Below are 19,828 nucleotides of genomic sequence, written 5' to 3'. Positions count from 1 at the left end.
GCGACGACCGATCTCACCGACCCATCCACGCGACGACCGATCTCACCGACCCATCCACGCGACGACCGATCTCACCGACCCATCCACGCGACGACCGATCTCACCGACCCATCCACGCGACGACCGATCTCACCGACCCATCCACGCGAGGACCGGTCTCACCGACGGTCACCGCGCTCCAGGCGGTCATTCGCCCCATCCGTGGGAGTTCGGCCGTTCACTGGGTTGACCCGCGCCCGAGGCCATCAGCCGACCCCGTCGACCGCCTGGGGTCACCCCAGGACCGGCGGCCCTCGGCCGACCCGGCCGTCGAGACCTCGCACGAGGAACCACTGACCCCTTCTGCGGCGGACCTCTCAGCCGTGCCCACCAGCCGCCCGAAATCAGCGCAGGACCGCCGGTCGCTCTCGACCCACCCTGGCCGAGCGACCACTGACAGCTCTTGATCCGCCATGAGGCCATCTCGTGGCGTGGCGCCGGCTGGCCGCTTTGCAGGAGGGGTCGGGTGGAGGTCAATGCCCGGAGGTCCGATGGGTGAGGGCCCGGGACAGCCGAAAGGCCGGGTGCATCGTGTGCACCCGGCCTTTCACGTGAGGTCAGACCGTGAGATCCTCCGCCGGCGGCAGGATCTCACGACCTACCCCTGGGCGATGAGAGCCTTGCGCAGCCGGTCGTTGGCCCGCTGCAGGTCACGCCGCGCGCGCTGGACGCGCTTGAAGCGGGACACCATCCGGTACTCCTCGGCCTCCTTGTGGAGGGTTTGTATTCGGTCATTGACCAGTTCTTGATAGATATACGGCATTTCAAAGCTCCTACCAGGGACGATGCTCATCGGATGTCTCGGCTTTCTGTGGTGCGGTGAATGTGAGGTTTCAGGCAGCGACCGGGTGCTTGCGCGGACGCCCGCGAGGCCGCTTACGGGGAACGATCGTTCCCCGGAGGATGAGCTCGCCGCCCCAGACGCCCCACGGCTCCTCGCGCTCGAGCGCGCGGGCCAGGCAGGCCTTCTGGATGGGGCAGCCGCCGCAGAGCGTCTTCGCGAACTCGACGTCTTCGGGCGACTCGGCGAACCACAGGTCGGGGTCGGTACGACAGGGGATCTTGGCTTCGTCGATCAGGTCCATGATCGTCTGGGCCCCCATCTGCTGTCTCCTTCGGTTGTTCTTGGTCTGGTACCTCGTGGGTCGGGGGATCACGGACAAACAAGAAGGCCGCGGATCCTGTCTGCGGATCCGCGGCCTGGAGGCTTGACTGCCGGTCAGGTTATGACCGGGTCATCCCTCCAGGGTTGCGGACCGCGCAGTCCACCCTTGGTGATCTGAGGGGTCGGCACGTCGGCGCCCGCGACGTAGGCGGGGGCGCCCTGGGCAACGGCTGCGCCGTAGCCTGCGTGGAACACGAGCTGGCTACGGGCAGACTTGTCCCGTCGGACCTTGGCCAGGCCACTGGCGAGCCTGACCGAGTCACGGCATGCGGAAGCGAGCCACTGCGTGGCCGACATTTCAGTCATGTTCCTCACCGGGCTCACCTCCATCTGTGATCGTCGGACAGGACCGTCCGACTCGCTTGACCATGACCCTAAACCGGAAAGCCGGGAAGGGGCAACACATTTTCTACCTGCGGTGTTACGAGTCTGCCACGCGAATCATGCACTCCTGAACCACCGACACCGCCAGGTCTCCCGACGAGGTGAACATCTGACCCCTCGCCAGGCCGCGCGCCCCTCCGGACCATGGGGACTCCTGAGCGTAGAGCAGCCACTCGTCGGCCCTGAAGGGACGGTGGAACCACATGGCGTGGTCGAGCGAGGCGCCGCTGACGTTCGAGGCACCCCAGGCGAGTCCGTGAGCCAGGAGGACGGTGTCGACGAGCGTGAAGTCCGAGGCGTACGCGGCCAGGACGACGTGCAGCAGCGGGTCGTCAGGAAGGTCGGCGTCGTAGCGGAACCACACGTTGTTCTCGGCGCTGCGCAGCGACGGATCCTTGTAGGCCTCCCAGGTCAGCGGCGAGACGTAGCGGGCGTCGACCGGCCGGGGGCGGGCCAGCCACTCCTTCCACTGCGAGTCGTCGCCCACGAGCTCCAGCATGCGCGACTGGAACGTCGGCAACATCTCGGGCGCCTGGACCTGCGGCATCACCGCGGCCTGGTGGTGGACGCCCTCCTCGTGGATGTGGAACGAGGCGGACATCGTGAAGATCGCCTTGCCGTGCTGGACGGCGACGACCCGGCGGGTAGTGAAGGACCTGCCGTCCCTGACCCGCTCGACGTTGTAGACGATCGGGATCGACGGGTCGCCGGGGCGGATGAAGTAGGCGTGCAGGGAGTGCACGTCGCGGTCCTTGGGGACGGTACGGCCCGCGGCGACGAGCGCCTGCGCCGCGACCTGGCCGCCGAAGACCCGTTGGATGCGCTCTTCGGGGCTCCGCCCGCGGAAGATGTCGAGCTCGATCTGCTCCAGGTCGAGCAGGTCGAGCAACTCCTTGAGCGCTTCGTTCACGATGGGTCCCTCCTATGGCTGAAGCCATCCCAACCTAGTGTGACGGGACCGGTGCCGTGGCAGTGCCCCGGGGCATCCCTCATCCCAACCCCATGCCTGGAACCGGCCTTCGCGACCGGACGGCGCCTTGGAGGCGCGGGACCGGCCTTCTCCTGTGGCGAAGGTCTCCCCAGGAGGCCGTCCACCCCTGAAGGCCCGAGTGACCTCAACCACGGAACCGACCGCCTCCTGCGGCGAACCTCTCCCCCAGGAGGCCATCGGCACGCGCCACCCAGGGCCCGGGTGACCTCCCACCGGCCGCCTCCTGCGGCGGAGGTCTTCCCGGGAGGCTGCACGCGGCGCAGGAAGCCTGGGAGGCGGGCCTGCCGGTGGGTGGCTGGTCTTCCTCAAGGCGGAACTGGCCCTTCCCCCCGTGGTGAGCCGTTCCCCCGTGGCGAGCCGTTCCCCCGAGGTGAGCCGTTCCGTGGTGAAGGGTGTGGTGAGCGTGCCGTCCCGACGTCGAGACGCGGGTCTGTGGACGTGCGTGACCGGTCTCCCGGAGGGAGGGAGGGGCCAGTCACCTCCTGCGGTGCAGGTTCGGCCCTGTGGGCGTACCAAGGGCGGAGGTGCGTGGCTCTCGGCGGGTGAGCGGCCTCCTGCGGGCGAGCCGCTGACCGTCTTGTGTGGGGAAGGTCACGGGACCGTCCGGGCGATGAGGTCAGGCGGGGTCAGGTGTGGGTGCGGCAGATGTCGAGGACGGCGGCGCCGTACCGGTCGAGTTTGACCTTCCCGATCCCCGCGATCGACAGCAGTTCCTGCTCGCTGCGCGGCGCCCGTTCAGCGATGGCCTGCAGGGTGACGTCGGTGAACACCACGTACGGCGGCACCTTCCCTTCCTTGGCCGTCGCCGTGCGCCACGCCTTCAGCGCCTCCAGCAGCGCCTCGTCGTAGTCGGATGGGCAGGTCGCGCACCGGCCCAGCTTCTGCTCGGCCGCGGCCACCAGCGTCTTGCCGCACACCCGGCAGTTGACCGGCGCGGCGACCGAGCGCCGGGGCCCGGCGGTAGCCGTACCGGGGGATGAGGAGGAGCGAGGAGGCCGCCCGGTGAGGCCGTCGAGGAAACGGGAGGGGCGGCGGCCCTTGCGCCCGCCGGGTGCCCGGGCCAGGGCCCAGGACAGGCCGAGGTGCTCGCGGGCGCGGGTGATGCCGACGTAGAGGAGGCGGCGTTCCTCCTCGATCTGTTCGGGTGTCTCGGCGTAGATGATCGGCATCATCCCGTCGGTCAGCCCGACGAGGAACACCGCGTCCCATTCCAGACCCTTGGCCGCGTGGAGGGAGGCGAGGGTGACGCCCTCGACCGGCGGCGCGTGCTGTTCGGTGGCGCGGCGTTCGAGTTCGGTGACGAGGGCGGGCAGGTCGCCGCCCTCGGCGGCCATGTCCTCGGCCAGGTCGGCGAGGGCGCGCAGCGACTCCCACTCCTCGCGGGCCTTGCCGCCGCCGGGCGGGACGGGGGTGAGGCCGATGCCGCCCAGGATGCTGTGAACCTCCTGCGCCAGGGGCTCGCCTGAGGCGGAGCGGGCCGCGCCGCGCAGCAGGACCACCGCCCGCCGTACCTCGGGACGCTCGAAGAAGCGGTCGGCGCCGCGCACGAGGTACGGGATGCCGGCCTTGGCGAGGGCTTCCTCGTAGGCCTCGGACTGGGCGTTGACGCGGAACAGGACGGCGATCTCCCTGGGCGGCACCCCCTTGTCGATCAGTCTCCTGATCGCGCGGGCGATGCCGGCGGCCTCGGCGGGCTCGTCGTCGTGCTCGGTGAACGTGGGCGCGGGACCCTGGGGGCGCTGGGCGACGAGATCGAGGCGGTGGGGGCTCCTGGCCTTGGCGATCACGAGGTTGGCCAGGCCGACGACCTCGGGCGTGGAGCGGTAGTCGCGGACGAGCTTGATCACCGAGGCGTTCGGGTACTCCACGGCGAACCCGGTGAGGTAACGGGGGGTCGCGCCGGTGAAGGAGTAGATCGTCTGGTTGGGGTCGCCGACCACGCACAGGTCGTCGCGCCCGCCGAGCCAGGTGTCGAGCAGGAGCTTCTGCAGCGGGTTGACGTCCTGGTACTCGTCGACGACGAAGTAGCGGTACTGCTGGCGGATCTGGTGGGCGACGTCGGCGTGCTCGGTCATCACCGCGGCGGTCAGCTCGAGGATCGTCTCGAAGTCGACCAGGTGACGCTCGCGGCGCAGCCGTTCGTAGGCCTCGTAGAGGGCGGCGATCTCGTCGGCGGCGGCGGGCGGTGAGCGGTGGGCCTTGGCCGCGGCGGCGACGTAGTCCTCAGGGCCGATCTGGGTGACCTTGGCCCACTCGATCTCGGATGCGATGTCGCGCAGCTCCGAGCGGTCGCGGCCGCGGCGGATCTGCCGGGAGGCCTCGACGAGCAGCGGCAGCTTCGACTCGATCACCGCCGGCGCGGATCCGCCGATCACCTTGGGCCAGAAGTAGGTGAGCTGGCGCAGCGCGGCGGCGTGGAAGGTGCGCGCCTGCACGCCCGGCGCGCCGAGCCGGCGCAGCCGCTGCCGCAGCTCGCCTGCCGCCCGTGTGGTGAAGGTCACCGCGAGCACGCCCTGCGCGTCGACCACCCCTGTGTGCACGGCGTGGGCGATGCGGTGGGTGATCGCTCTGGTCTTGCCGGTGCCGGCCCCGGCGAGCACGCAGACCGGGCCGCGGACGGCCTCGGCCACGGCGCGCTGCTCAGGGTCGAGCCCGGCCAGAACGTCGTCGCCTGTCATCACATGAAACATCCTCGCAGCAGGTGGCGGGGGCCTGCGCCATTCTGGCAACATGCCGCCGTCACCTGTTTCTTCATCGCTGAGATGCGAAAAGTAGGTCATTTCCCCCACAATGGGGCCCGACCGAATCATGGGGAAAGGAAGGCCCGTGCGAGCTGCGGTGATCGCGAGTGTTCTCGCTGCCGTCGCGTTGATCCCAGGAGCGGCGCACGCGTCGAAGGATCCGTCCCCCTCGTACGGCGACGCGCTGGGCGGCACGACGTTCGAGACCGTCTCGTACGGCCCCGGCAAGCGCCAGGCCATGGACATCTGGTGGACGCCTGACTACTCCAAGCACCCCGCGGTCTTCCTCATCCACGGCGGCTGGTGGTCGGGCGGCGACAAGAAGTACATGACCGAGATCACCCGCAGCTACGTCGAGCTCGGCTACACGGTCTTCAACCTCAACTACCGGCTGTCCACCGAGGCGCCCTGGCCGGCGCAGCGCACCGACGCCTTCGACGCCATCGCCACCGCCCGCAGGCACGCCGAGCGCTGGAACTTCGACCCCAACAACTACGTGGTCGTCGGCTTCTCCGCGGGCGGCCACATCGCCGCCGCCGTCGGCACGTACGGCGACGGCACCCTCCAGGGCCTCAAGGGCGTCGTCGGCGTCTCGCCCGTGATCTCGCCGCTGCGCGCCTACACCGACGGCGCCGACTCCACCGACCCCAACCGCGTCAAGCTGCGCGACGCCGCCATCAGGCTGGCGGGCGGCTGCGAGCCCAAGGGCAAGTGCTCGCGCGTGTGGGCCTCGATGGAGGTGCCGTGGCACGCCAGCAAGAAGGACGCGCCGATGCTGACCGTGCACTCCGACGACGAGTTCGTGCCCGCGGCGCAGAGCCTGCTGCTGAAGGACATGCTCGGCCAGGTCGGGGTGAAGATGACGGTCTTCACCGAGCCCGGCATCTCGCACAGCGCGCCGCTGTACCGGGAGCCGGGGGTCGCCGAGCGCGTGCAGAAGTGGATCGAGGAGCGACTGTCGAGCTGACCCGGGGATTACCCGCGCCCTCCAGGTTGTTGCGCTCTTTGGCCTTCATTTGAACCCGGAAGGATTGCTTCATGGCGCTCACCGTCTACACCACCACCTGGTGCGGTCCCTGCAAGCGGCTCAAGAGCCAGCTCACCCGCGAGGGCATCGCTTACGAAACGGTCGACATCGAGCGCGACCCCGCCGCGGCGGAGTTCGTGATGAGCGTCAACAACGGCAACCAGACCGTACCAACGGTTGTTGTAGATTCCCCGAACGGTCGCACGGTACTGACCAATCCGCCCGTCGCCCAGATCAAGCGCCTACTTGAGGCCGCAGCGTCCCTGGGGTAGTGCAGAGCTGCCCCGGCTTGGCGTGTTCCAGAGCCGGGGCTTTGCCTTGTCTAGGCCAACGGCTGTTGCCAGTGTAGACGGACATGAAGTTCTCCTGATGCAAGGCCATGAGCATCCTGGCTCACGGCCAGGATTTCTCCAGGTAGACGGCCAACATCTCTCAAGGCCAATGGTCACCGTGCTTGATCGGAAATGTCGGAACCGGCCGCTACCCTGTCGTCTCCACCATGCGAGAGGGGAGAGCATGAGCCCGGTCACGCCCGAAATGATCAACTACTACGTGCAGCTCCGTCAGGATCTGGGTCGAGTAGACCCCTACATCAACGACGCGATGTTCTGGATGGTAGTGCGAGGGCACGGAGAGCCCCTAACGGTCGCCGATGTCGCACGCCGACTGGGGGCCGACCCCCACGCCGCGAGTCCCGGCACGGTGCTGGAGCTGGGGGAACACGTCGTCCTGGAACATAGCGACCATGGTGTGATCGTGCTGGCGCAGAACGCCTATCCCAGCGATCCAGACATCTGGGCCCGACTGACCGAGAACGCGCAGGCATGGGGCTTCTGGTGGCTTGTCAACAACGCCCACGAGCTGTTCTATGCGGCCGACGGCGTTCTCGTCACATCGGTGAACATGCACTCGTTCCCTCATTCCCTGGAGTGCTTCGGCCAGGACCCCGCCGCGCTCGATGACCATCTGGGAGCCTTGCGGGCGCTGGGAGCGCGGATGAAGGCCGATGATGAGGCGGGGGTGACACCCGCTACGCCCTACCCTGACTGGGAGACTGCACTGGCAACCGTTGAGGCACTGACAGGCGTTCGCCTGGACCTCGACCGGTTCACCAGGAAGCAACAGTCGGTCTACGCTCCTGGACTGAGCTGATCTATTCAACTGAACGCTCAGCCCGGACGACAATCAGCAAGGCGAGCCAGACCGTCCAAGGCGCGGCGTGGAGCTTCGGCGACTGAAGGACGAAGCCGGGTTGATCATGCTTGGTCGGCTTCCGCGATGACCAGATCCTCTAGCTCCTGATCGCTGACGAAGAACTTGCCGCCCTCTACTTCCTCCACGCCGCTCTCCCCTTGTCGTTGTTTGCTGTGCCCGAGCATCCGGCTAGGCCGAGATCTTGGTCACGTAGAAGGAAGGCTAGCCAGCGTCCGCGCTTCCGACTACTGCACGGCCCCATGGATGGCACGAAGGAGGTGTCCAGCGAAGACCTAAAAACACTTGAGGACAACGGAGAACACATCAGAACTTGAGAAAGGGGGGGCTGTGTCGAAGATCACGTCCCGCCACGAGCTTGTGCAGACAGGGGGGCCAAGGCGAAACGACGAAAGCCCCAGACTCGCGACCGGTGCCGCGAGTTGGGGCTTGGGTATCCGCTGGCTCAGTTACGGCCAGAGCTAATCAACGGGGGAACTCGACCAACCGGGTGAGCAGTCCCGATCTTGAGATATCCAAGTTCGGCTGGCTCAAGAACCAGGACCGGATTGCCTGTGAGTGACTGCGCCTCCTTCGAAAGGTCGGTCCCCGTGAGGTAAACGAGCGGGTCCTTGAGCCCCCTTCCGGGGCTGGTGTCCTTGAAAAGGACTCTCAGGCCCGCGTCGCGTAGCATCGCCCCACGCTGCGGCCAGTCCCGATACTCCCACTCTTGCCGAACGGTCTTTCCTGTCGGTTCGTGAGTCATCTGAGCTGGACGACTGGGCAGCGATTCAAGGCGCTCCAGCCTCTCCTCAAGCTTGGCGTACATGGCTCGAAAGCGTGCTGTTCCACGCTCCCCCTTGTAGAGACCGGCCGCGCGGTCTTCCTGTAGTTCCTCCAACGTCCGTTCGGCCTCGGCTATGTCGGCCGCATGGTCCTGGCCCGGGGTGCGTACGGTGCGATAGATCATCTGATCCCCGTACAGGTTGAGGAGGGCTTTCTCTGTCTCCTCGTGAAGCCTTTCGACCCGGATGCGCTTGGATGCGCATCCTCGGGTCTGGCATCTGTAGTAGCCCTCTGTCGTGTAGAGCGGAGCCTGACATTCCGCGCAGAACGCGACACCCAGCAACGGCGTCACGTTCTTGCGGTGGCTCGTCTTACCCGAGGTTCGTTCCTGAAGGACACCCTTGAGTCTCAGGAAGTCCTCAACGCTTATGAGCGGTTCGGCCCGCTGGACAGGGAGTCCCGTTTCCTGATCTCGGACCACTTCACCCGTGCGCGTCTGGTACTGGCCGATCAGGACAGGGCTTTTGAGTAGCGCGCGAACCGTATTGGCCGACCAGCGCTCAGCCTTGCGGGGTCTGACGCCTTCGGCATTCAGCCAATCGGCCACGTCGCCCGGGGAAGCCTTCCCAGGCAGGATGTCATTTACCATCCGTTCCACGATCGCCTGTTCACTCGGGACAACCCTGAGCCGCTTGGTCTCCGGGTCGGGCTCGTAGCCGAAGGGTGGCACGCCGCCACGCCACTGTCCGGTGGCAATCATGTAGACGTGATTGGCCTTGTTCCTGGTTGCGATGGCTTCAAGCTCGCCTTCAGCGAGCCAAGACATCACGAACCAAATCAGCTCTCCCGTCTTGGACATGGGGTCGATGTCGTCGTTCGTGGCCTTGACGCGCTTCCCTGCGTCCTTGAGTACCTTCACCAGGTTGTACGAGTGAAGAGTCCGGCGGGATACGCGGTCGATCTTCCAACACGCCAGGATGTCGAAGTCATCCATGCGAGCGACCGTCGTGTTCCCCGACGGGACGGCGGTCACCAACCCCTCGGTGAACGAGGTGAAGGCCCGCCTCGCGGCGATGGTCTGAGCAGGTACGGCGGGCCCCGCCCCGAGCGGGGCCCATCCGAGATTCCTAGAGCGGCGTGAGAGGCGCGGGATAAGCGCCGGTCCGGCCATCGGTCAGCAGCCACGGCTCGTGGACGAGCGTCGTGGGCAGTCCGGCCAGCTCGGGCACGTACCGGCGGACGTACTCCCCTTCGGGGTCGAACCGCCTGGCCTGCCGCAGCGGGTTGAACGTGCGGTTGGGTCGCGTGTCGTTGCCGGTGCCCGCGACCCACTGCCAGTTGCCCGCGTTGTTGGCCACGTCGCCGTCCAGGAGCAGCTCGAAGAAGTGCTCGTAGCCCACCCGCCAGTCGACGCGCAAATGTTTGACGAGGTAGGCGGCCGTGATCAGGCGGGCGCGGTTGTGCATCCAGCCCTCGGCGAGCAGCTGTCGCATGCCCGCGTCGACGATCGGCACTCCTGTCATGCCCTCGCGCCAGGCCTGCTCGGCGTCCTTGTCGGAGCGCCATGCCGTGCCGCGCGGCCGGTAGTCGCGCCGGTTCAGGTCGGGGAAGGCGCAGGCCACCTGGTGGTGGAAGTCTCGCCAGCACAGTTGCCGGACGAAGTCCTCGTTGCCGCATCCGGCCAGCTCCAGCGGTGACAGGCAGCCGAACCGCAGGTACGGGCTGAGCCTGGAGGTGCCGTCGCCCGCCAGGTCGTCGTGCAGGCCGGCGTAGTCGTCCAGCGAGCGACGCGTCCAGGCGCGCATCCTCTCCCTCGCCGCCGTCTCGCCGCCCCTGATCCCCCCGTACGGCACGCCGCGCGGGATCGGGCCCGCCGGCAGCCCCTCGGGGGTCGGGACGGCGCGGGGTGTCTCGGCCGCCGGCCGTCGTGGCGCCTGCGACCAGGCCCGCCAGTAGGGAGTGAAGACGCGGTAGTGGTCGCCGCCGCCTGAGGGGCGCAGCAGGCCGGGCGGCACGACGGTCACGCCGGGGAAGTGCCTGACCTCGATCGGTTCCCTCGCGAACCGCTCGCGCCTGCGCCGGGCGAGCGAGCTGACGTCGGCGCTCATGAAGACGGCTGTGGCGGACGTCTCGCGGGCCAGGCGCATGGTTTCGGCGACGGTGTCGCCCTGCCGTACGTGGAGGTCGCCGCCGCGGGCGCGCAGCGAGTCGCGCAGGTCCCACAGGCAGTCGGACAGGAAGGCGGCGCGGCGGCCCGAGGGCACGGCGGGGTCGCGCACGAACAGCGGCACCACCCGCCGGGCCTGCGCGCAGGCGGCGGCCAGCGCCGGGTGGTCGCGGACCCTGAGGTCCCTGGTGAAGAGCACGATGACGGTGTCCATCACCCAGGTATTCGAGGGCCGCCGCCCCGCGGTTGCGACCGGGGGCGGCCGATCCGCCACAATGTCGGGATCGGCGCGCATGAGCGGGGCGAGCTGCCCGAGGAGGAGCCTGGGTACGGCATCGGCGCCGTCTCCAGGCGGCTCGGCGTGCCCGCGCCCACCCTGCGGACCTGGAACCTGCGGTACGGCATCGGCCCCAGCAGGCGCAGTCCGGGCGGCCATCGCCGCTACGACGCGGGGGACCTGCTGCGGCTGGCGGAGATGAGCCGGCTGATCCGCGAGGGCGTCGCACCCGCCGACGCCGCCCGCCAGGCCCTCCGCCTCACCGTCACGCCGGGCGACGTGGCCGGCCTGCCTGCCGTACCGGAGGCCGGTACGCCGCGGGCCGAGGGCCCTGGCGCTCCGGCCCCTGGGCCGGTGCCCACGGCGGCGATGCTGGCGCGGGCGGCCCAGACGCTCGACGGGCGGGCCGTGGCCGAGGGCGTCGGGACCGCGCTGGCCCGGCACGGGGTGGTGTGGACCTGGGAACGGCTGGTCCGCCCCGTCTTCACGGCGATCTCTCGCAGGCAGGCGGAGACGGGCGCGGGCATCGACGTCGAGCACCTGTTCTCCGACCGGCTGCTGGCCGCTCTCTCTCCGCTGGTCGAGCGTCCCGCCCGGCCCGTGAACGCGCGGCCGGTGCTGCTGGCCTGCGCGGCGGAGGAGCAGCACAGCCTGCCCGTCTACGTGCTGGCCGCCGCGCTCACCGTCGACCGGCGGGTGGAGACGCGGGTGCTGGGCGCTCGCACGCCGTATCCCGCGCTGGGGGACGCGATGCGCCGCCTCGGTCCTTCGGTGGTCTTCGTCTGGTCGCAGCAGTCCTCGACCGGTGACCCCGCCCCGCTGGCGGGGTTGCCGGCGGTCCGCCCGCCCGCCGGGATCGTCGTCGGCGGGCCGGGGTGGGGCGGGGCGCTGCCCGCCAGGGTCACCAGGGTGACCTCGCTGGAGGAGGCCATCACGGTGATCGCCGGCGCCGCCGGCTGATCTCCCTCGGCTTGGTTGCACGGTCGCCCGCGGCGGAGGTTGAATGAGTTTTGAATAAGTTATCTCGCAGGGAGGCTTTCTCATGGAGGCGCTCGCCGAGTGCTACCGAACCCATGCCTCACTGGTCCGCTGCTACCTGCGCCGCCTCGTGCCGGCGCAGGACATCGACGACGTCACCCAGGTGGTGTTCACCGAGGTGTGGCGGTCCAGGCACCGATACGACCCGGCCAGGAGCCTGACGACGTGGGTCCTCGGCATCGCCCACAAGCGGGCCGTCGACCACCTGCGCGCCCGGCGCGTCCCCACGGTCTCGCTGGAGGCCGTCGGCGAGCCCGAGGGGTCCGACGGCAGGGCCGACGGCGACTCCCTCGCCGACCGCGACCTGGTCCGCCGGGCGCTGGCCGAACTGCCCGCGCCGCAGCGCGAGGCCATCGAACTGGCCTACTACGGCGACCTGAGCCAGCGGGAGATCGCCGAACGGCTGCGCGTCCCGCTCGGCACCGTCAAGGCCCGTACGGCACGCGGCCTGCACCGCCTCTCGACCCTCCTGGCGGCGGCATGACGACCGTCAGGCCCAGGATCGCCGTCTCGAGCTGCCTGCTGGGCGATCCCGTCAGGTTCAACGGCGGGCACAGCCGCGACCGGTTCCTGTCGGGCGCCCTCGACCCCTTCGTGGACTGGGTGCGGATCTGCCCGGAGATGGAAGCCGGGCTCGGCGCCCCGCGCGAGACGCTCAGGCTGGAGCGCTCACCGGACGGCCCGCGGCTGGTGACCCGGACGACCGGCGTCGACCTCACCGACCGCATGACCGCGCTGGCCAGCGCCCGCGGCGCCGAGCTCGACGTCGACGGGTACGTCTTCAAGTCCAGGAGCCCCAGCTGCGGCGTCCACGGCATCCCGCTGTACCCCGAGGGCGGCGGGAAGCCCGTCGGCAAGCGCAACCGGGGTCTCTTCGCCGCCGTCGTGATGGACTCCCGTCCCGAGCTGCCCGTCGAGGATGAGGGGCGGCTGAACGACGACCTGCTCAGGGAGAGCTTCGTGGAACGCGTCTTCGCCCACGCCAGGCTGCGCGAGCTGCTGGAGGGCGACTGGCGGCCCGCCGACCTGGTCGCCTTCCACGCCAGGCACAAGATGCAGATCCTGGCCCACGACCCGGCCCGCCACCGGGAGGCGGGGCGTCTGGTGGCGGGAGCGGGCGTGCGGCCAGGGCAGGAGCTGGGCGCCGCCTACGCCGCGGCCTTCCGCGCGGCACTGGCCAGGAGGGCCACCGTGGGCAGGAACGTCAACGTGCTGCAGCACTGCATGGGGATGGTCGAGCTGGACCGGGCCAGGCGGGCGGATCTGGTCGAGGTCATCGGGTCGTACCGGGCGGGCAGGGTGCCGCTGAGCGTCCCCGCGACGTTGCTGCGGCATCACGCGCGCGGCGAGCCCGCCGCCTCCTACGTCAGGGAGCAGACCTACTTCCTGCCGTTCCCCGAGGAACTGCGCCTGCGCAACCACGTGCCCGCGTGACGCGGCGGCCGGGCTCGCCCGGGCCGCCGGGCCAGGTCACCAGTCGCCGGTCAGGTGGTCGCCGTACCAGGTCTCGATCAGGCGGCGGGCGATGGAGACGGGCGGCGGGAGCCGTACCTCGCCACTTTGCAGGGCGGCCAGCAGCTCGGCGCGGGAGAACCAGCGGGCCTCGGCGATCTCGTCTGCGTCGCAGACCACCTCGGTGCTGATGGCCCTGGCGAAGAAGCCCAGCATGAGGCTGCGGGGGAAGGGCCACGGCTGGCTGCCCAGGTAGCGCGGGTCGACGACGGTGATGCCGACCTCCTCGGCCACCTCGCGGACGACCGCGTGCTCCAGCGACTCCCCGGGCTCCACGAAGCCGGCCAGGATCGACAGCCGCCCCTCCGGCCACTGCGGGCCGCGGGCGAGCAGGCAGCGGTCGTGCTCGTCGCGGACCAGCATGATGACCGCCGGGTCCACCCTCGGGAAGTGCTGGCTGCCGTCCTCGGGGCAGACGCGGATGTGCCCGCCCGCCTCGACCTTCGTACGGCTGCCGCACCGCGGGCAGAACTCGTGCGTGGTGTGCCAGGCCTCCAGCGCGACCGCGTAGACGAGCAGGCCCGCGTCACGGTCGCCCAGGAGCGCCCCGGCCTGGCGCAGGCCCGCGGGGAACGGCTCGCCCTCGGGGGTGTCGCCCAGGCCCAGCGGGCTCACGACGCGGCCGTTGGTGTCGGCCGTGGCGAACCCCGGCAGCGGCGCGGCGACCGCGAAGTAGGCGACGCCGTGCTCGACGCCGAGCAGGTAGCGCTCGCCCTCGGGCGCCTCCCGCGTGGTGTACAGGATCACCTCGACCTGGTCACCCGCGCGCCTGACGAGGGTGTGGCCGTCGCTGACGAGCAGCACCCTGCTCGTCGGGTCCGCCCACGCCTTGGCGAGCCAGTCGGCGTCGCCACGCAGCAGGGCCGACCTGTCGATCGTGCCGCGCGCGAGGAGCAGGGGCCCCAGCAGCTGCTCTTCTGCGGTCGTCTCCACGCGCCACTTCCTCCCGGAATTCGATGCCATCTTATGACGGTCGGTTGACCGTGACAGGACGCGGGGCGCCCGGTGCGTGAACGCCGGGCCCTTGTGTCAGGCAGCGTAGACCACCAGGTTGTCGCGGTAGCCGCGGCTCTTCTCGTCGAACACGAGCGAGTAGGAGCGGAGATGACTCTCATACAGGGCGATTACGCTGTCCGTGCCGCATCATGATCTCCACCACGCTAGGATCTGCCGAGTTAGGTTAGCCTTACCTGAGCCCGGGGGTGCCACGCGTTGCGGCTCTACATGACCGCTGCCAAACCGACCGACTCGGTGACCGACGGTTTCCTGCCCGCGGCCCGCGCGCTGGGCTGCGACGTCACGATCCTCACCGACCGGCCGGAGCAACACCCTGACGCCATCGCGTGCGACGTGTGGGATCCACGGGCAGTGATCGACACGATCGCCCACCACCACCGGCCGGACGCGATCTTCTCCAACTCCGACCACCTGCAGGTGGAGACCGCGCTGGCGGCGGAGTACTTCGGCCTGCCGGGCAAGGACTGGCGGGCGTGCCTGGCGGCCAAGAACAAGGCACTGACCCGTCGCAGGCTCGCCCAGGCGGGGGTGGAGAAGGTCTGGTCCGTACGGCTGGCCCCCGGCGACCCCGTGCCGGGCCGCGTGCCGTACCCGGTGGTGGTGAAGCCGCGCGAGGGGGTGGCCAGCGAGAACGTCATGCTGGTCGAGCGCGACCTGGAGCGGGCGATCGCCGGGCTGAGAGACCTCCCGCTGGTCGTCGAGGAGTACCTGGAGGGGCCGCTGCGCACGCTGGAGACGCTCGGCGACGGCGCCACGACGCGGGTGCTCGGCGGGTTCGCGACCACGCTCGGGCCGCTGCCGCACTTCGTGGAGGAGCGGCTGGACTGGGCGCCGGAGGCCGACCCGCACGTGCTGCGGGCGCTGGAGGCGCTTGGCGTCGGGTTCGGGGCGTGCCACACCGAGTACGTGGTCACCGCGCGGGGTCCCAGGATCGTCGAGGTGAACTACCGGGTCATCGGCGACCACTGCGACTTCCTGCTGGCCGACATCCTCGGCGTGCCGCTGTTCGAGTGGATCCTGCGGGTGCACCTGGGCGAGCCGGTTCCCGAGGTTCCGGCCGCCGGCGGTCACGGGTGCGCGGTCAGCGTGGTGGCCGACAGATCGGGCGTGGTCGTCGAGGCGCCGCCCGCCTTCGAAGGAGACGGGTTGTGGAACAGACCGCTCAGAAGCGTGGGCGACAGGGTGGAGCTCACCAACACCAACCGCGACTACCTGGGCGTGATCAGGGCGGTCGGGCCCTCGGCGGAGAAGGTCGAGGCGGCCGTCGGGTCGTTCATGGAACGGCACCCGTGGGTGATCGGATGAGGCGGCGGGAGCCGTACCTGGCCAGGAGGATCCTCGACGCGCTGCTGCGGGAGGACTACGGCGACCTGGCCAAGCGGGTCACCAGGAGCAAGGAGGGCGTGGCGCTGCTGCTGGCCGACGGCAGGCGGGTACGGCTGGCGCCCGGCCTGCTCTTCCAGGACTTCGTGGTCGCCGACGACGAGCTGCTCGGTCTCGAACAGGTGCTCAACACGCTCCAGGAGATCGCCGACCCCGCCGACGCCGAGGGTGTGGCGGCCTTCTTCGACGAGTGCGTGGAGGCCCTGCACGCGCTCGAACTGCACGACGAGCACCGGCCGCGCATCACGGGCAGGCGGCTGGCCGACTACGAGGCGCTCGCCGCCTTCGTCGACCATCCCGTCTACCCGACGGCGCGGGCGCGGGCCGGCCTGTCGGACGAGGAACTGCTGGCCTACGCCCCCGAGTTCGCGCCCTCCTTCGAGCTGCGCTGGGCGTGGGTGCCACGGGCCGACGTGACGGGCGCGGCCACGCAGTGGGGGCCGCAGGAGGGCGGCGCGGTGCTGATGCCCGTCCATCCGCTGAGCGTGGGCGCCCTGCCGCCGCGGGCCCGCCTGGCGGACGGCGGGCCGCGGATCACGGTCAGGCCGACGCTGTCGATGCGGACCGTGCAGCTCGACGACCGCACGCAGCTGAAGCTGCCGCTGCCCACCAGCACGCTCGGCCGCCGCAACCGCCGCTCGATCAAACCGTCGACGCTGGCCGACGGCGCCTCCGCCGAACGGCTGCTGCGCGCCCTGGCCGACCCCGGCATCCTGCTCGCCGACGAGCAGACCTACGCCCACGCGGGCCACGAGTACCTCGGCTGGATGCTGCGCCGCCTGCCGGAGGGCCGGATCATCCCGGTCGCCGCGCTGAACGTCCCCGAGGTGCGCGAGGAGCTCGGCGACGTGGAGGACCTGCTGACCCGCTACCTCACGACGCTGCTGCGCTGGAACGTGCGGCTGTTCGTCCGGTACGGCGTGGCCCTGGAGGCCCACCAGCAGAACCTGGCGCTCGTCATCGACGGCGGCGCCGACCTCAAGCTCCTCGTCAAGGACAACGACGGCCTGCTCGTCTCCCCCGCCAGGCTGGCCGCCGCGGGAGTGACCCCGCCGTCCTTCACCGACGAGCGGATGCTCACCGACGACCCGCACGCGCTGGCCGACGTGTTCGTCACCATCACCCTGCACCTGGCGGCGGCCTCGATCGCCTTCGGCGCGCTGCCCGCCGACCGGGCCGCCATGCTGGTACGCGGCTGCCTGGAGGAGGCGCTGGCCGAGCACGGCGACGACCCGATGGCCAAGCTGCTGCGCGCCCGCACGCTCGACGCGGTCAGGCTGACCGGCAAGTCGATGATCACCGCGGGCACGCTCGTGGCCAAGGAGCGCTCGGGGGCGCGCGACGTCAACAAGTTCTACGGCACCAGCGGGCCCAACTACCTGCGGGCCCTGTCCCTAACGGGAAACCTGCTCGTCGGCCTGCCACCCCACCGTCGTGCCGGGTCAGGACCGTAGTGGCAGTCCACTTGGCACCTTTCCCATTAGTCCCTTCTGAGGAGTGCTTGATCATGGAAGGCCTGGTCCTCGACCCGCCCGCGGCGATCGCCGAGCAGGCCACGCTGGCGGCGCTGCTGCGCTGCTGCGTGCGGGAGGTGGCGGGGCCGCGAGGGCACGTGTGGCCGGCTTCGCCGTACCTGCTGCTGACGGTGGCCGACACGCTCATCAGGGCGCGCGCGGGCGGCGGCGCCGCCCTGCGGTTCGAGGGGCCGGTGGAGCGCCTGGAGTTCGGCGCGTGGGTGCCGCTGACCGCCGACGAGCTGGTCCGGCTGGCCGAGGCCGAGCTCGACGGGCGCAACCCCGAGTTCGCCGCGCAGGTGGCGGCCAGCAGGGACGCGCTGGCGGCGATCCTGCGGGCCCGCGCCGCCGCGCCGCCGCCGAACGACCCCTGGCTGGCCTCGGAGCAGGCGCTGGTGCTCGGGCATCCGTTCCATCCCTCGCCGAAGGCACGGGCGGGCGACGACTGGCTGAGGTACGCCCCTGAAGCCCACGCCGCCTTCCCGCTGCGGCTGCTGGGCGTGCGCGAGGACGTGCTGGCGGAGGAGGGCGACGCCGCCGCCCTCGACCTGGCCGGGGTCGCGCCGCCTGGCTACGCGCTGCTGCCCGCGCACCCGTGGCAGCTCGACCTGCTCAGGCCCGCGTTCGACGACCGGCTGATCGACCTCGGTCCCGGCCCGCTCGTCGCCCCGACCTCCTCGGTCCGCACGGTGTACGACCCGGTGAGCGGCACCTGCCTGAAGTTCAGCCTGGACGTGCGGATCACCAACTGCGTCAGGAAGAACGCCTGGTACGAGCTGTCGGGCGCGGTCGCGCTGACCGAGCGGCTGGCCCCGGTCTTCGCCGAGCTGTCGGCGAAGTACCCCGGCACGCGGTGGCTGCCCGAGCCCGGCTACCGCTCGGCGGCCCTCGGCGGCAGGCTGCTGGAAGGGCTGGGGGTGATCGTGCGGGCCGGCCCGTGGTCGGTGTGCTCGCCGGGCCTGACCCCGGTGCTGGCGGGGGCGCTGGCCTGCGCGGCGCCGCCGGCCGACCCGGTCTCCTGGTGGGCCGCCTACGTGCGCGTGGTCGCGCTGCCGGTGCTCGACGCGTACTTCACCCACGGCGTCGTCCTCGAACCCCACCTGCAGAACGTCCTCGTCTGCCTCGACCCCGCCGGCCGTCCCGTCGAGGCGATCTTCCGCGACCTGGAGGGCACCAAGCTCGTCGGGCACGACCTGTCCGGCATGCACCCGCGGGTGGCCCAGGCCCTCACCTACGACGCCGCGCGCGGCTGGGCCCGGGTGGTCTACTGCCTGATGGTCAACCACCTCACCGAGATCGCCGCCACGCTGGCCACGACGGACGCCGGGCTGCGCGAGCTGTGGGCGGTGGCCAGGGACGTCCTGGCCGGGTACGGCGACGCAGCGGGCCGGCCGCTGCCGCTGTCGGACCTGCTGGCGGGCGCTCCGCTGCCCGCCAAGGCCAACCTGACCGTCAGGTGGGCCCGCGGCGCCGACAGGAGCGCCGGCTACGTGCCGATCGGAAACCCCTTCGCATGACCGACTTCGCATGATCGACGAGATCGCTCCGACGCTGGACGCCCCCGCCTTCGTCTACGACCTGGCGGGGCTCGACGCGCACGCCGCCGCCGTACGGGCCGCCCTCCCCGGGGTCGAGCTGTACTACGCGGTCAAGGCCAACCCGGACCCCGCGCTGCTGCGGGTCCTCGCCCCCCACGTCGACGGCTTCGAGGTGTCGTCGGCGGGCGAGCACGCGCACGTCGGCGCCATCCTGCCGAAGGCGCGGCTGGCGCTGGGCGGGCCCGGCAAGACGGACGCCGAGCTGCGCCTGCCCGCACACCGGGTGCACGTCGAGTCGCCCTTCGAGCTGCGGCGGCTGGTCGCGGCGGGCGTGCCCGCCGACGTGCTGCTGCGGCTGAACCTGCGGGTGGAGACCACCGGCGCGGCGCTGACCATGAGCGGGCCGTTCGGCATGGACGCCGACGGGCTGGCCGCCTGCCTGCCGCTGTTCACCGACACGGTACGGCTGCGCGGCGTCCACGCCCACCTGGCCAGCGGCCTGGACGCGCCCGCGCTGCTGGATCTGGCGGCGGTCGTCCTGGCGCGGCACGACGAGGAGGTCAACGTGGGCGGCGGCATGGCCGTCTCCTACACCTCGCCCTCCGCCCGCTTCGACTGGGCCGCCTACGGGGCCGGGCTGGCCGCGCTGCGCCGCCCCGGGCAGGTGGTGCGGATCGAGCCGGGGCGGGCGCTGACCGTCTACTGCGGGTCCTACGTGACCAGGGTGATCGACGTACGGCGGGTGCACGGGGAGGTGTTCGCGATCGTGCACGGCGGCACCCACCACCTGCGGACACCCGCGACGAAGGGGCACTCGCAGCCGTTCACCGTGCTGCCGACGGGATCGGGGCCCGGCGTGGCGGACACGCCGGTGACGATCGTCGGGCAGCTGTGCACGCCGAAGGACGTGCTGGCCAGTGGAGTGCGGACGTCGATCAGGGTGGGCGACACGGTGGTGTTCGCGATGGCGGGGGCCTACGCGTGGAACATCTCCCACCACGACTTCCTGATGCATCCGAAGCCCGGATTCCACTACCTCACCTGACCCGCCCGGGGAG

17 protein-coding genes are annotated in these 19,828 nt (G+C 70.5%); 10 read left to right on the top strand and 7 right to left on the bottom strand.

The genetic code is table 11. The annotated features are described in order from the left end of the window. Positions 1 to 637: 637 nt before the first annotated feature. The 4 genes from ACWENQ_RS22500 to ACWENQ_RS22485 form a co-directional block, all read right to left on the bottom strand. On the bottom strand, positions 638 to 802 hold the full coding sequence (locus tag ACWENQ_RS22500) for a hypothetical protein (protein WP_354905944.1): 165 nt from the start codon (positions 800 to 802) through the stop codon (positions 638 to 640). A gap of 70 nt (positions 803 to 872) precedes the next feature. Continuing rightward, positions 873 to 1,142 (bottom strand): WhiB family transcriptional regulator, encoded by a 270-nt coding sequence (locus ACWENQ_RS22495; RefSeq protein WP_354905942.1) that lies wholly within the window; start codon positions 1,140 to 1,142, stop codon positions 873 to 875. A gap of 483 nt (positions 1,143 to 1,625) precedes the next feature. Next, complete coding sequence (locus ACWENQ_RS22490) at positions 1,626 to 2,498, bottom strand: acyl-CoA thioesterase (RefSeq protein ID WP_452415917.1); 873 nt, start codon at positions 2,496 to 2,498, stop codon at positions 1,626 to 1,628. A 707-nt stretch (positions 2,499 to 3,205) separates the two neighbouring features. Beyond that, positions 3,206 to 5,257, bottom strand: a complete 2,052-nt coding sequence (locus ACWENQ_RS22485) for an ATP-dependent DNA helicase UvrD2 (protein WP_452415915.1) — start codon at positions 5,255 to 5,257, stop codon at positions 3,206 to 3,208. A 148-nt stretch (positions 5,258 to 5,405) separates the two neighbouring features. On the opposite strand from ACWENQ_RS22485, the gene ACWENQ_RS22480 reads away from it, so the two are divergent. The 3 genes from ACWENQ_RS22480 to ACWENQ_RS22470 all read left to right on the top strand — a co-directional run bounded on the left by ACWENQ_RS22480 (position 5,406) and on the right by ACWENQ_RS22470 (position 7,499). Then, on the top strand, positions 5,406 to 6,287 hold the full coding sequence (locus ACWENQ_RS22480; RefSeq protein ID WP_449917632.1) for an alpha/beta hydrolase: 882 nt from the start codon (positions 5,406 to 5,408) through the stop codon (positions 6,285 to 6,287). Positions 6,288 to 6,358: 71 nt separating this feature from the next. Next, positions 6,359 to 6,619: a mycoredoxin gene (locus ACWENQ_RS22475; protein ID WP_449917635.1), complete on the top strand. Its 261-nt coding sequence runs from the start codon at positions 6,359 to 6,361 to the stop codon at positions 6,617 to 6,619. A 244-nt stretch (positions 6,620 to 6,863) separates the two neighbouring features. Further along, entirely contained in the window at positions 6,864 to 7,499 is a 636-nt protein-coding gene (locus tag ACWENQ_RS22470; RefSeq protein ID WP_452415914.1) for a hypothetical protein, read from the top strand. Between the two features lie 505 nt (positions 7,500 to 8,004). On the opposite strand, the gene ACWENQ_RS22465 is transcribed toward ACWENQ_RS22470, so the two are convergent. Both ACWENQ_RS22465 and ACWENQ_RS22460 read right to left on the bottom strand, forming a co-directional pair. Further along, the gene (locus tag ACWENQ_RS22465; protein WP_452415912.1) at positions 8,005 to 9,318 is read right to left on the bottom strand and encodes a recombinase family protein; all 1,314 of its coding nucleotides are present in this window, start codon (positions 9,316 to 9,318) and stop codon (positions 8,005 to 8,007) included. A 133-nt stretch (positions 9,319 to 9,451) separates the two neighbouring features. Beyond that, entirely contained in the window at positions 9,452 to 10,705 is a 1,254-nt protein-coding gene (locus ACWENQ_RS22460) for a cryptochrome/photolyase family protein (protein ID WP_452415911.1), read from the bottom strand. Positions 10,706 to 10,756: 51 nt separating this feature from the next. Here ACWENQ_RS22460 and ACWENQ_RS22455 point away from each other — a divergent pair, with 51 nt between their 5' ends. The 3 genes from ACWENQ_RS22455 to ACWENQ_RS22445 all read left to right on the top strand — a co-directional run bounded on the left by ACWENQ_RS22455 (position 10,757) and on the right by ACWENQ_RS22445 (position 13,240). Beyond that, positions 10,757 to 11,728, top strand: coding sequence for a MerR family transcriptional regulator (locus ACWENQ_RS22455; RefSeq protein ID WP_452415933.1), 972 nt, complete (start codon positions 10,757 to 10,759; stop codon positions 11,726 to 11,728). Between the two features lie 82 nt (positions 11,729 to 11,810). Further along, complete coding sequence (locus ACWENQ_RS22450) at positions 11,811 to 12,290, top strand: RNA polymerase sigma factor (protein ID WP_354905932.1); 480 nt, start codon at positions 11,811 to 11,813, stop codon at positions 12,288 to 12,290. Next, positions 12,287 to 13,240 carry a YbgA family protein gene (locus tag ACWENQ_RS22445; RefSeq protein WP_452415909.1) on the top strand — a complete coding sequence of 318 codons (954 nt, stop codon included), beginning with the start codon at positions 12,287 to 12,289 and terminating at the stop codon, positions 13,238 to 13,240. Before ACWENQ_RS22450 ends, ACWENQ_RS22445 begins: the two co-directional genes overlap by 4 nt. A gap of 36 nt (positions 13,241 to 13,276) precedes the next feature. On the opposite strand, the gene nudC is transcribed toward ACWENQ_RS22445, so the two are convergent. Further along, positions 13,277 to 14,251 carry an NAD(+) diphosphatase gene (gene nudC, locus ACWENQ_RS22440; protein ID WP_449917646.1) on the bottom strand — a complete coding sequence of 325 codons (975 nt, stop codon included), beginning with the start codon at positions 14,249 to 14,251 and terminating at the stop codon, positions 13,277 to 13,279. 279 nt (positions 14,252 to 14,530) lie between these two features. Between nudC and ACWENQ_RS22435 the strand changes: the two genes are divergently transcribed. The 4 genes from ACWENQ_RS22435 to ACWENQ_RS22420 are packed head-to-tail and all read left to right on the top strand — an operon-like array spanning position 14,531 to position 19,815. Then, positions 14,531 to 15,640, top strand: coding sequence for an ATP-grasp domain-containing protein (locus tag ACWENQ_RS22435; protein ID WP_452415908.1), 1,110 nt, complete (start codon positions 14,531 to 14,533; stop codon positions 15,638 to 15,640). Next, positions 15,625 to 17,172, top strand: coding sequence for an IucA/IucC family protein (locus ACWENQ_RS22430; RefSeq protein ID WP_449917651.1), 1,548 nt, complete (start codon positions 15,625 to 15,627; stop codon positions 17,170 to 17,172). The genes ACWENQ_RS22435 and ACWENQ_RS22430 overlap by 16 nt, the downstream gene beginning before the upstream one ends. A 53-nt stretch (positions 17,173 to 17,225) precedes the next feature. After that, positions 17,226 to 18,749, top strand: a complete 1,524-nt coding sequence (locus tag ACWENQ_RS22425; protein WP_449917653.1) for an IucA/IucC family protein — start codon at positions 17,226 to 17,228, stop codon at positions 18,747 to 18,749. 10 nt (positions 18,750 to 18,759) lie between these two features. Next, on the top strand, positions 18,760 to 19,815 hold the full coding sequence (locus ACWENQ_RS22420) for a type III PLP-dependent enzyme (RefSeq protein ID WP_452415907.1): 1,056 nt from the start codon (positions 18,760 to 18,762) through the stop codon (positions 19,813 to 19,815). Positions 19,816 to 19,828: the final 13 nt, after the last annotated feature.

The sequence above is a fragment of the Nonomuraea sp. NPDC004354 genome (assembly GCF_053602555.1).
The sequence above is the reverse complement of the archived record's forward strand: the minus strand, read 5'-3'. Positions and strand labels throughout refer to the sequence as shown.

Coding starts and splice junctions, on each gene's coding strand:
- ACWENQ_RS22500 (WP_354905944.1), bottom strand. CDS start 802: ATGCCGTATATCTATCAAGAACTGGTCAATGACCGAATACAAACCCTC.
- ACWENQ_RS22495 (WP_354905942.1), bottom strand. CDS start 1,142: ATGGGGGCCCAGACGATCATGGACCTGATCGACGAAGCCAAGATCCCC.
- ACWENQ_RS22485 (WP_452415915.1), bottom strand. CDS start 5,257: ATGACAGGCGACGACGTTCTGGCCGGGCTCGACCCTGAGCAGCGCGCC.
- ACWENQ_RS22475 (WP_449917635.1), top strand. CDS start 6,359: ATGGCGCTCACCGTCTACACCACCACCTGGTGCGGTCCCTGCAAGCGG.
- ACWENQ_RS22470 (WP_452415914.1), top strand. CDS start 6,864: ATGAGCCCGGTCACGCCCGAAATGATCAACTACTACGTGCAGCTCCGT.
- ACWENQ_RS22465 (WP_452415912.1), bottom strand. CDS start 9,318: ATGGATGACTTCGACATCCTGGCGTGTTGGAAGATCGACCGCGTATCC.
- ACWENQ_RS22460 (WP_452415911.1), bottom strand. CDS start 10,705: ATGGACACCGTCATCGTGCTCTTCACCAGGGACCTCAGGGTCCGCGAC.
- ACWENQ_RS22450 (WP_354905932.1), top strand. CDS start 11,811: ATGGAGGCGCTCGCCGAGTGCTACCGAACCCATGCCTCACTGGTCCGC.
- ACWENQ_RS22445 (WP_452415909.1), top strand. CDS start 12,287: ATGACGACCGTCAGGCCCAGGATCGCCGTCTCGAGCTGCCTGCTGGGC.
- ACWENQ_RS22425 (WP_449917653.1), top strand. CDS start 17,226: ATGGAAGGCCTGGTCCTCGACCCGCCCGCGGCGATCGCCGAGCAGGCC.
- ACWENQ_RS22420 (WP_452415907.1), top strand. CDS start 18,760: ATGATCGACGAGATCGCTCCGACGCTGGACGCCCCCGCCTTCGTCTAC.